This window comes from Mycobacterium florentinum, from assembly GCF_010730355.1.
Taxonomy (GTDB): Bacteria; Actinomycetota; Actinomycetes; order Mycobacteriales; family Mycobacteriaceae; genus Mycobacterium; species Mycobacterium florentinum.
Genome location: NZ_AP022576.1, coordinates 824,488 through 835,723, shown reverse-complemented (window position 1 = coordinate 835,723; position 11,236 = coordinate 824,488). Strand labels below are relative to the sequence as shown.

The window sequence follows — 11,236 nt, the reverse complement described above, 5'->3', positions numbered from 1 at the left end:
GCGCCCCAAGACTCAGCGAGATCTTTTATGCCGCATCATGTTCCGGTGTGCGTTGGGCTCAGCGGTGAGTGAGCGCGAGGATATCGGGCAACGCCTCCCGGGCGGCGGCGCGGCCGGACTCGCGGGCCTGGTCAATCTGATGGAACTCCAGCAGCCCGACGCCGCGGGTGCTGGGCCGGATCACGACGTCGGCTTGAGCCAGCGTCGTGGCGGCGGCCAACCCGCTGCCCATCATCATCGTGCGAATGAGGGTTTCGCCGATCCCGGGAACACGTGGGGGACCGGTGAATTCAGTCGTGGACGCGGTCGCGTCGCCACCGAAACCGACCGCGACCGCGACCAGCGGGCCCTCGGTACTCGCCAGCGCCGAGACCGGAAGGTTGTCCAGCACCCCGCCGTCGACGTGCAGCGTGCCGCCATAGACGTACGGCGGGAAGATCCCGGGCAGGCGCAGCGAACACCCCACCGCGTCGGCAACCGGGCCGCGGCGATGCACGACGGTGCGCCGCCCCAGCAGATCCACGCTGACGCACCGGAACTCCTTGGGCAGCTCCTCGATCAGCCGTTCGCCGTAGGCGCGGCGCAGCAGCGCCGGAATGCGCCGCCCGCGGGTCAGGCCTTTCACCGGCACGGTGTAGTCCCGGATCGGATTGGTGCGGATGAAGTACTCGTACACGTAGGCGTCGACGCCCGCCGCGTCCAGCCCGCTGGCCGCCAGCGCCGCGACGATCGCGCCCATGCTGGTGCCGGCGAACCGGTCGACGACGACCCCGGCGGCTTCCAGCTCTTCGAGCACCCCGAGATGGGCGAACGCCCGTGCGCCGCCGCCGCCCAAGACCAGACCGATCGAACGCCCCACGATGCGCGCGGCGAGCGGACGCAGGTCCTCGGCCGAACCGTCGGCGTGCACGGTGAGTACCGACCGAGGCGTGATCAGCTCTTCCCAGGCGCGGCGGTGCTCCCGGCTGGCCGGCGGACCGGCCAGCAGCAGGTCGGCGCCGGTGGCGCGGTCGGGCAGCGGATCAGCCGGCGGCGCAGGGTTTCCCGAGACGAGCACGATCCGATCCGCGACGCGCAGGCAGAAGTCTCGCCATTCCGCGTCATCGACCTGCGCCTGCAGCACCACCTTGTCCGCGGCCCGCTCGGCGCGCTCCAGGCCCTCGCGGTCGACGCGGCCCGGCCGCACCGCGCGGACATAACCCGACAGCAGGTGCACCAATTCGTGGGCCACCATCGTCACGGGAGCGTCGGTGTCGACGCCGACTACCGCGACGACCACATCGCATGAGGTCAGGTTTGAAGACGTCGGCGGTGGCAGCTGATGCAGCCGGGTGGCCAGCTCGCGCACCAACGCGCCGAGCACGCGGGCGTCGGCGATCTTGTCGAACTGGGCCTTCGTCAGTCGCACCAGGGTGGAGTCGCGCACCGCCCGGATGGCCGCGGACCGGGGTGCGCCGGTGAGCAGCCCGAGCTCGCCGATCACCTCGCCGCGGCCCAGCTCCCGGATCGCGACGCCCTGTTGCACCGCCTGCAGGCGGCCGTTGCGCACCACGTACAGGGAGTCGGCCGCGTCGCCGGCCTGGAAGAGATATGAGCCGGCGGTGACTTCTATCTCCTCGGCGCTGTCCCGCAGGTCGGCAAGGGCTTCGGGGTCCAGGCCGGCGAACAGCGGCAGGGTCTCCAGCACGTCGTCATCGCGGCCGACCGCAAGCACCTGCTCGTGCCGCGCGACAGCCGTTGCACGCGAACGTGGTTCGAGTTTCGGCGGGTGCTTGACATCGACAGGGTCGGCGGTCACCTGGCCGGTGCGGCCGAGGAACAAAGCCCCGATGGCCACCGCGACGAAGCAGATCGCGGCCATCACCCAGCCGCGGCGCAGCGCCTCGGCGGCCTCGCCCCGGGCCGGTGTGCCGATCAGGACCACGAGCAACGCGATTCCGATGACGGCGCCGAGTTGGCGACAACTGCTGACCACCGCCGACGCCGTGGCGTAGCTGCCGCCCTTGGGTACCCGGGCCAGGGCGGCGCTGCCGAGCAGCGGTAGCGTGGCACCGACCCCGAGTCCCTGCAGCAGCTGGCCGGGCAGCCACTCGCGCAAGAAGTTCGGTTGCGTCCCGACCCGCTGCACGTACCAGACCAGGCTGCCGGCCCAGATCAGCGCGCCGATGAAGATGATCGTGCGGTGTCCGCGCCGGTCGGCGATCTTGCCGAGCACCGCCGCCACGACGGCCGCGACCAGTGCGGCGGGGGCGACCGCGAGGCCGGTCCTGAGCAGGTTGTATCCCCACACGTAGTTGAGGAACAGCACGTGCGTGAGGAGGTAGCCGTAGAAGCCGGCGCCGGCGATGATCGTCAGGACGTTGCCCGCGACGAACGATTGCACGCGCAGATAAGCGGGTTCGATCAGCGGCGACGGGTGGAACCGGGAGCTCGCCACGAACCCGACCAGCGCGACCGCCGCGGCGACGAACGACCCGATGGTGCCGGCGCCGGACCAGCCCCAGTCCGGACCCTTGATCAACCCGAGGGTCAACAGGCCGAGCGCGGCGGCGAGCAACAGCGCGCCACGCAGGTCGGGTACTCGCCGTTGTCCGGGCGAACGGCTCTCGACCAACTCGCGACGGGCCACCACCACCGCGACGACGCCGAGCGGCACGTTCACCAAAAACGCCCAGCGCCAATCGGACACCTGCACGATCGCGCCGCCGATCGGCGGGCCGAGACCCGAGGCGATGGCCGCCGCGGCGCCCCACAATCCCACGCCGTGGGCGCGGCGCGCGACCTCGAAGCCCTCGACGACCAGGGCGAGGGAGGCCGGTACCAGCAGTGCCGCACCGATGCCCTGCAGGATCCGGAATGTGACCAGTTGCTCGACGGTGTTGGCGAGTGCGCACAGCCACGATGCGGCCGTGAACAGCAGCACGCCCCAGATGAACATTCGCTTGCGGCCGAGCAGGTCGGCGAGCTTGCCCGCCGCCACCAGGAACGCCGCAAAGACGATGTTGTAGGCGTTGAGAACCCAGGACAAGTCGCCGATGGGGTAGGTGGGAAACGACTGCTGGATGTTCGGGAACGCGACGTTGACGATCGTCGAGTCGAGGAAGGCGAGGAACGCGCCGAACGCCGCCACCAGCAGCACCGCCGTCGACGAGGGCTGACGGCGCACGGTGAGCGAGCCCATCGGCTGACGTCTATCCGACGGTGTCGCGGCCGGATTGCCGTTCGACGTTGCGCTGCCCGTGATCGCCGAATCGGCGGCATCGGATCGGCGCTGCGCATGGGACGTTCCGAGATCCATATTGACCCCTGGGGTGAAAGCCGTCGGGCGGCTCAGTCGGCGTTTGCAATGGGCATTTCCGCGGTGGATTCGGGACTACCGGCCGACTCCGCCGCAGCGTTTCTCCCCGGTAAAGTCGTTGACCCGCCGGCCTGCTCGCGCCCGAGGACGGGAAATACCGTCTCTTTCCCGCTGCGGCCTTTGAGCTCGACTTCTTGGCCCTCTCCCCACGTGAATTGCGTCCCGACGGTGCGGCGGACGCCGCTGGTCACCATCACCGACGCGCGCCCCTGGCGGCCGGCGAGGCCGGCCAACCGGAACGCCACGTTGGTGGAGTCGCCGATCACCGCCTCGACCGATCTCGTCATCGCCGCCAGTGCGACCATGCCAACCACCACACCCCAGCCCATCCGGATCGGCGAGCCGTCCGGGCTGCGCAACGGTAGTCTCGGCCCGAGCTCTCCGACAAGCTGGTTGGCGGCGAGCGCGAAATCGATGGCGCGCTCACCGGCATCAGGGAACTGGCTAGCCTCCCAGATCGCGAAGATCGCATCGCCGGCGTAATGGTTCAGCGTGCCGCGATGAGCCTGCAGGACTCCACCGATTTCATGCCACAGCGTGTGCAGACTCTGCGCGATGACCTCTCCTTCGGTTACTTCGGAGATCGTCGAGTAGTTGATGATGTCGCCGACCACCATCACCATGGCGGTCTGGCTGATCCGGGTGCGGGTGACGCCGGGCGTCATCGCGTCCGCGGTGAATCGCTGCGAGCGGAAGACCATCGTCGAATCGGCGATCCGGATCTCGTCGCCGGGGCGCAGCGGCGCCGGAACCGCGCGGGCTAATCGCATACCGTTGAGCAACGTACCGTTGGTGCTGGTGTCGATCACGAAAGCCTGATCGGCGACGGCGTCCAACCGGATTTCGAGATGGGTCCGGGAGATCTCGGGATCACGGATCACCAGTCGGCGCGATTCGCTGATCCCCGCGCACTCCCGGCCGATAAACAATTGATCGATAATCGGCACGCTTTGCACGGTGCCGCCGTCGTGCAAGTCGAGGTGGGCCAGCGGGTTGCCGGGCTGCCCGCCCGGCATCTCCATAGAGGAAGTCATGATCGCCTCGCTGCCCGCCGTGACAGTCCGCTCACCTGAAATCCGGTTAATGCCAATGCTCCTCCGCAGTCACGACGTCGCTGCGGTCTCATGACAAGCCGTCATCAGCCGGGGTATGGCGCCAGTTCGCCTATCGTCACCCATCCGCTGCCCTTCCCGGTGATTAGGCTCGCCGCGACCACGCTGACTCGTTGGTCCTTCGCGCTCACGGCTGTCCTTCGTACCGGCAAATGGTGACGGTGCGGACATTACCGGAAACCACCCCGGCGAGTTTGGAAATCCTAAAATGGCCTACAGACGCGAAATTAGGGGTAAACCGCCGGTTAATCAAAGGTCACGTTTGCTCGCTCGGGACAAGAGGGGTCGTGCTGTCCGGAACGCGAGCCGGGTTAGTTTCTGCCCCAAAAGGATTCGAGCGCGTGGCGGTGGTCCTAGGATTGGCGACCGATTGCTTCGTTGAGCCGCGGCGTTGGTGGTGGCAAACGGGGGTTGGTTCGCCCGAGAGCTGGCGGAATTCGGAAGGCACATCGGTCGGCAGATAAGCTGCTGACCGATACCTGTTTTGGAGCGCCGGAGAGGAAGAGCATGCGTTCTTCAAGCCCGCTTGCGGCCACGTCGGCCGTCCGTGCGCCCGGTTTTGTCGGCATACCGGTCGCTCGATGAGTACTCGACGGGAATCGCGAGTCGCCGATGTGCGAAAGGCGCTGCGGAATGTCCCGATGCTCGCCGACATCGACGCAAAGCAACTCAACGACCTGTCGAGCGCGGTGGATCGGCTGCACATCCCGGCCCACGAATGGCTCTTTCATTTGGGTGAACCGTCCGACGCCATTTATGTAATCGACTCAGGGCGATTCGCGGCCGTCGGTGCCGACGGGCAAGTGATCCGCGAGATGGCGGCCGGCGATTCCATCGGGGACCTGGGCGTGATTTCCGGATCCGCGCGGTCGGCGGGGGTTCAAGCGATGCGTGACGGCGTGGTCTGGCGCATTGCCGGCGAGACCTTCAGCGAGGTGCTTGCCAACACTCCGCAACTGCAGTTGGCGATGGTCCGCGCGATGGCGAGAATGCTGCGCGACTCGAAGTCCGCCAACATCTCCTCGGCGCCGCGAGTCATCGGCATCGTCTCGACCGGATACGCGGTCGCGGCACCGATCGTCGACGCGATCGCGGCGCGACTGGGCGCGTACGGCTCGATCGCGGTCGTCGCGCCGCCCGCCGAGAAGACCGCGGCGGTCACGGCGCACGCCGAACTCGTCGAGGCGTTCGCCGAGACCCTCGACCGGGCCGAGCGCAGCCACAATTGGGTGCTGGTGGTGGCCGACCGAGGCTCGGGCGAGCTGTGGCGGCGATACGTTGTCGCGCAAAGCGATCGGCTGGTGGTTCTGGTCGACCAAGCCCAGCCGCCGGGCGCGCTCGATCGAGTCGATGCGCAAGGTCCCGTTCACCTGATCGCGTTGACCGTGCCGGATCCCGGCTGGTGGGATCTGCTGGAGCCGGTCTCGCATCATCAGAGCGACGACGACGGAATCGCCGCGCTGGCCCGCAGAATCGCGGGCCGGTCCTATGGGCTCGTGTTGGCGGGTGGCGGTGCGCGGGGACTGGCGCACTTCGGTGTCTACGAAGAGCTCACCCGGGCCGGCATCGTGATCGATCGTTTCGGTGGGACGAGTGCCGGCGCCATCGCCGCCGCGGCCTTCGCGCAGGGCATGAACGCGGATGAGGCGACCGACGCGGCATACCGGTTCGTCGGAAACACCAGCCCGCTGGGCGATTACACGATCCCCGCGATCGCGCTCACCCGCGGCACCCGCATCGAAGGTCTGCTCGAGGAGTTCTTCGGCGGCAAGATGATCGAGCACCTGCCGAAGGGGTTTTTCTCGGTCTCCGCGGACATGATCACCGGTGAGCAGATCATCCATCGCCGCGGATCGCTGACGCTCGCGGTGCGTGCGTCGATCTCGATCCCGGGCCTGATTCCGCCGGTGCAGCATGGCGAGCGCCTGCTGATCGACGGGGGACTGTTGAACAACCTTCCGGCCGACGTGATGTGCGCCGACGGTGACGGCGAGGTCATCTGTGTCGATCTGCGCCGAAAATTCCTGCCGTCCAAGGGCTTTGGCCTGCTGCCCACAATCGTTCAGCCGCCCGGGTTTGTCCGGCGTCTGCTCACCGGAACGGATGTCGCCCTGCCGCCGCTGCAGGAGACGCTGCTGCGCACCGTCGACCTGGCGGCCTCGACCGGCAACCTGCTCGAGTTACCCGGTATCGCGGCCATCATCGAGCCGGACATCTCGACGATCGGTCCGCTGGATTTCAAGAAGATCGATGCCGCCGTCGAAGCTGGACGGCTCGCGACCCGGGCCATGCTCGAAGCGCAGCCACACCTCGTCGGCGCGACCGACGACCCTCAAGTCGCGAACATGATCTGACGCGGGGCCCAGAAGTCCAGCGGTCGGCCCCTGATCTACCCGAGAAGCTTGGTCAGCCAGGTCGCGTCTTGGTAGTTGATCGATTTGTTGCCGTCCCACACGAACGGTGTGCCGGAGGCATTGAACCCGGCCAGCGTCGTGTCGCCGGCGTCGGCCTTCGCCTTCGCGGTCGCCATGTCGTCACCCGCCTTGATGCAATTGATCACGTCGGCGTCGACGCCGACCGTTTTGGCCAATTGCGCCAGTTCGCCGTCGGTTCGGTCTTCGGGGGCGCCTTCTTGCGGCTGGAAGGAGCTGGCGAAGATCCCGGAGTAGAAGCTCATGTAGAGCTTCGGGTCGTTCTGGGCCGCGACGCAGTACGTGGCCGCCACCGCGCGGGTGGAGTAGTTCTTGCTGTGCGACTTGTCGTCCAGGAAGGCCAGCAGGTGGTAGCGCACCGCGAGTTTCTTGTTGTTCACCGCGGTTTCGATATCGCCCGCGTTGGACCGGATGAAGCTTCCGCAGGGCGGGCACATCGGCTCGTTGAAGATGTCGATGGTGACCGGTGCCGCGGAGCTGCCCACCAGCACACCGTCGTCGAGGACGCGGAGTTCAACCGCGTCGGCTGCCGCCGGCGGTTTCGACGAGGACGGGCCCGACGACCGCCAGGGTTGGGCGACAACCAGAACCGCGCTCACCAAGGCGACGACGACGAAGGCCGCAAGACCCACCCATAACCACGCATTGCGCCCGCGCTTGGGCGCCGGTTGATTCCACGACGGCATCCCCATGCTGGCGGCATCGGCGGTCCCCCAGCCGGGGCCGCCGGGCCATCCGGTCGGCTGTGGGATCGGTCCGCTTGGAGGAGGGGGGATCCCGGTGGCCGACGAGGGCCAACCCGGGGCCTGGTTGGCCATGGCCGGGGGCGTGGCCGCAAATCCGAGGGGCACCTGACCCGCGTAGGCGGGCGGCAGTTCGGCCTGGCTGCGCTGCAAGATGTCGGTCGCCCGATCCTGATCGGGCGTGGCCAGGGCGGCATACGCGGCCGCCGACAGATCGCCGCAGGTCGGGTAGCGGTCCAGCGGGTCTTTGGCCATGCCGCGCGCGATCACCTGGTCGAAGGCGGCCGGAATGCCCGGTCGCGTGGCGCTGGGCCGCGGGATCGACTGGTGCAGGTGCGCACTCATCACACTGACCTGGTCGCCCTGGAACGGGGGAGATCCGGTCAGGCATTCGTACAGGACGCAGGCGAGTGCGTAGATGTCGGCTCGGTAGGTGACTTCGGTGTCGCTGAACCGTTCCGGGGCCATGTACTTGAAGGTGCCCACCGTGGTGCCGAACTGTGTCAGCTTCTCGTCGGAGGTGGCGCTGGCAATGCCGAAGTCGACTAGATAGGCGAAGTCGTCGCTGCTGACCAGTATGTTCTCCGGTTTGACGTCGCGATGCGTGATACCGGCCGCATGCGCGGCGTCGAGCGCGGAGCCGATCTGGCGCACGATCGCCACCGCCCGTGGCGGTTTCAGCGGTCCGTACCGGCTCAAGATGGTGGCCGCGTCCAGGCCGTCGATCAGGCGCATGTCCACATAGAGCTGCCCGTCGATCTCGCCGAAGTCGTGAATCGGCACGACGTGCGGCTCCTGCAGCCGTCCCGCGGTGCGGGCCTCGCGTTGCATACGGGTGCGGAAGACCGGATCGCTGGACAGCGTCTGCGACATCAGCTTCAGCGCGACAACCCGCTCACGGACCGTGTCCTCGGCCTCGTACACGTCGCCCATCCCGCCGCGACCCACCAGCCGCCGCAGCAGATAGGGCCCGAACTGCGAGCCCTCCCGCGAACCCGCGGTGTCACCCATTCGCCGACTCCTCTATGCCAGGCATAAGGCTAATAGCTTGGGCCAGCCGGAGGCACGGTGAATAGCGAGAATGCCAGCTAATTCGCGAACCAGGGCATAAGCGCCGCTCGGCGCGGCCGAAAACGGATCAATTCGGCGCTCAGCGACGCTCCTCGTCACCGGTCCGGCGTTCGCTGAGGCCCTCTCTCGACAGCGCCCGGAGGAACCCGTACGCGTGGATCCCGGCTTTACCGGGGTTTTTGACGATCCATTCGTTGATATTTCCCAGCGCGGCGGCCAAGTCGTCGCGTTTGATTCGCACCAAGTAGGTCTTTCGATCGTCGTCGGGATCGTCGCTTGCGTTGGCGACCGCGACGGGATTCTTGAACGCGTACGCAATGCCGTGAACGAAATCGTGGTTCAGCGCCCAGCGAAGTTCGTTGGGCCGCAGTCCGTTCACCGCGATGTTGCGGTAACCGTCATCGTCGTCTGAATTGCTCACTTGGCCGATGGTCCTCCTCTGCAAGCGGCGAAAGTGGCCGGCGGTGGGCGCAACATGATGTCGCACAGGCAATTCGACGACCGTTTGAACTTGTGTCACCGCACCGAAACCGGGCGCTCGCCCCGGACCTGCCCGCGGCGCGCCCGCCCGGGGGGTAGGCCCGGACGTCCACTCGGAAATAGCACCGCCGCATCAATCCACGGTGACACAGCACCGCGCTCGGCGCCATCGCAGCAGAACAGCACGGGCACTGCGGGCGGCGAGGCAACCGTTGCGGGGCATCCGGTTTCGGACATCGACCGGCGTGGCCGCCGTAAAGTAACCGGCGACCCATCAACGTTGACTGGGAGGACGCATGACCGACCGCATCGAGGTTCAGCGCACCATTGCCGCACCCGCGCCCGATATCTTCAGGCTGCTGTGCGACCCGCAGGGCCATGTCGCGATCGACTCGACGGGAATGCTGCAAGACGCCGACGGCGATCCGGTGACAGCGGACGGCGAAAGCTTCGTCGTGCACATGGACCGCGAGGCGCTCAACGACTACCCGCAACTCGGCAAGTACGACGTCACCGTCGAGATCACGGAGTTCGACCGCGATCGCCTGATCTCGTGGACGGTTCTCGGCCAGCTCCGCCCCCAGATCGGCCACATCTACGGCTTCGCGCTCGAGCCGACCGAGGACGCCGCGGGCACCGTGGTCACGTCTTTCTACGACTGGTCGAAGATCGACCCGAAATGGCGAGAAGCCGGGATCTTCCCGGTGATCTCCGAGGGTGCGCTGCGGGCGACGCTGGGCATTCTGGACCGCACCGTGCGCCGGGGTTACTCGCAGGGCTAACGGCCGCGGCGGGCTCGGCGCCCGCCAAAATGCATCATGATCAGCGGCGATACTTCAAAAACAGATAGTCGTCGTAGGCCAGTGCGTGCTGGAGCCGCAACGTGGCCGGCAGCGGCAACCGAGACGGTCGCCGTCGGTGACCCGCCGGTTGGCTCGCGGCCAGCTTGGGGGCCAGCGTGACGCAGACCTCCACGACGACGTCGGCGTCCACCAGTTCGTCGAGCAGAGTCGGCCCGCCCTCGCAGAGGATCCGGGTCAGCCCGTGCGCGCGCAGCAGCGCAACGGCCCGCGCGACATCTACGGTCTCCTCGCCGGCCACCAATACGCCGCATCGCTGATCGCTGTTGCGGTTGTGCCACACCGCGGACTCCGCGCAGGTCACCAACAGCGGAGGTTGGCTGGGGTCGCTGACAAGTCTGGTCGGGAGCACGCCGGACCGGCTGATCACGGCGACCGGCGGCGGCTTGCTCCTGCCGCCGCGGTTCCGTTCGGCTTGTTGGGCGTCGCTGAGCTGCACCGGACCGTAGTTCTCGGCGCGCGCGGTGGCAGCGCCGACGAGTACCACGTCGGCGAAACCTCGCAGGATCTTGAGCAGCTGCTGGTCGGTTTGACCCGACAACGGCCCGGCGCGTCCGCCGAATACGGCGGCTCCGTCGGCGCTGAAGATCATGTTGACGCGCACCCCGGCCGGTGACTCGGCATAGAACGACGCGAGTTCGGCGACATCGCTGACGGCGCCCACCCGCGGGTAATCGTGCACCGTGTCCGCCCGCTTACGGTGATGATCGGATGCCGTCATGCCTCGTGGCCCGGATCCAGCGAGCGGACATCGTCAAATGACACCCATTCCTCCTCTTCGGTCGGCGGGTCGCCACCCAGCGGTTCCAGCAGGTGCCCGACGTGATCGCCGAGACAGAAGCGATCGAGGATCTTGCCGACGAACCAGGCGGCCGCGTCGTCGAGAATGGGCAGTCCCGCTGGGCCGCGATGCCAGCGGCATCGGTCGAATTTGTTGGTCTCGTCGCCGGTCTGGCTGCCGAATAGCTCGACGAGGTCGATGTGTTCGATATCGAACACATGCACCGCCAGATGGGTGGCGTCGGCGGCCACGCGGAAGGTGTGGTTCTGCGGGGACAAGCCGACCAGGAAACGGGGCGGACGGATGCTGGCCTGGCAGGCGAAGCCCACCAGACAGCCGGCCGTACTGCCATTGGACTGTGTGGTGACGACGAACATCGGGTAGTTGAGCAGGGCCACC

General features: G+C 67.4%; 8 protein-coding genes. 2 read left to right on the top strand and 6 right to left on the bottom strand.

The window, feature by feature from the left end:
• Positions 1–58 precede the first annotated feature (58 nt).
• Together G6N55_RS04015 and G6N55_RS04010 are read right to left on the bottom strand one after the other, a co-directional pair.
• Positions 59–3,181, bottom strand: coding sequence for an MFS transporter (locus G6N55_RS04015; RefSeq protein ID WP_139827024.1), 3,123 nt, complete (start codon positions 3,179–3,181; stop codon positions 59–61).
• Positions 3,182–3,330: 149 nt separating this feature from the next.
• A complete protein-coding gene (locus tag G6N55_RS04010; protein ID WP_232078920.1) occupies positions 3,331–4,392 on the bottom strand; it encodes an adenylate/guanylate cyclase domain-containing protein in 1,062 nt (353 codons plus the stop codon).
• 659 nt (positions 4,393–5,051) lie between these two features.
• Here G6N55_RS04010 and G6N55_RS04005 point away from each other — a divergent pair.
• Positions 5,052–6,824 carry a patatin-like phospholipase family protein gene (locus G6N55_RS04005; protein WP_085225133.1) on the top strand — a complete coding sequence of 591 codons (1,773 nt, stop codon included), beginning with the start codon at positions 5,052–5,054 and terminating at the stop codon, positions 6,822–6,824.
• Positions 6,825–6,859: 35 nt separating this feature from the next.
• On the opposite strand, the gene G6N55_RS04000 is transcribed toward G6N55_RS04005, so the two are convergent.
• Together G6N55_RS04000 and G6N55_RS03995 are read right to left on the bottom strand one after the other, a co-directional pair.
• The gene (locus G6N55_RS04000) at positions 6,860–8,656 is read right to left on the bottom strand and encodes a serine/threonine protein kinase PknE (protein ID WP_085225135.1); all 1,797 of its coding nucleotides are present in this window, start codon (positions 8,654–8,656) and stop codon (positions 6,860–6,862) included.
• Positions 8,657–8,795: 139 nt separating this feature from the next.
• Positions 8,796–9,137 carry a hypothetical protein gene (locus tag G6N55_RS03995; protein WP_085225137.1) on the bottom strand — a complete coding sequence of 114 codons (342 nt, stop codon included), beginning with the start codon at positions 9,135–9,137 and terminating at the stop codon, positions 8,796–8,798.
• A 355-nt stretch (positions 9,138–9,492) separates the two neighbouring features.
• Between G6N55_RS03995 and G6N55_RS03990 the strand changes: the two genes are divergently transcribed.
• On the top strand, positions 9,493–9,978 hold the full coding sequence (locus G6N55_RS03990; RefSeq protein ID WP_085225138.1) for an SRPBCC family protein: 486 nt from the start codon (positions 9,493–9,495) through the stop codon (positions 9,976–9,978).
• 40 nt (positions 9,979–10,018) lie between these two features.
• On the opposite strand, the gene G6N55_RS03985 is transcribed toward G6N55_RS03990, so the two are convergent.
• Together G6N55_RS03985 and G6N55_RS03980 are read right to left on the bottom strand one after the other, a co-directional pair.
• Entirely contained in the window at positions 10,019–10,738 is a 720-nt protein-coding gene (locus G6N55_RS03985; RefSeq protein ID WP_139827025.1) for a pyrimidine reductase family protein, read from the bottom strand.
• A gap of 35 nt (positions 10,739–10,773) precedes the next feature.
• Positions 10,774–11,214 (bottom strand): flavin reductase family protein, encoded by a 441-nt coding sequence (locus tag G6N55_RS03980; RefSeq protein WP_085225345.1) that lies wholly within the window; start codon positions 11,212–11,214, stop codon positions 10,774–10,776.
• Positions 11,215–11,236: the final 22 nt, after the last annotated feature.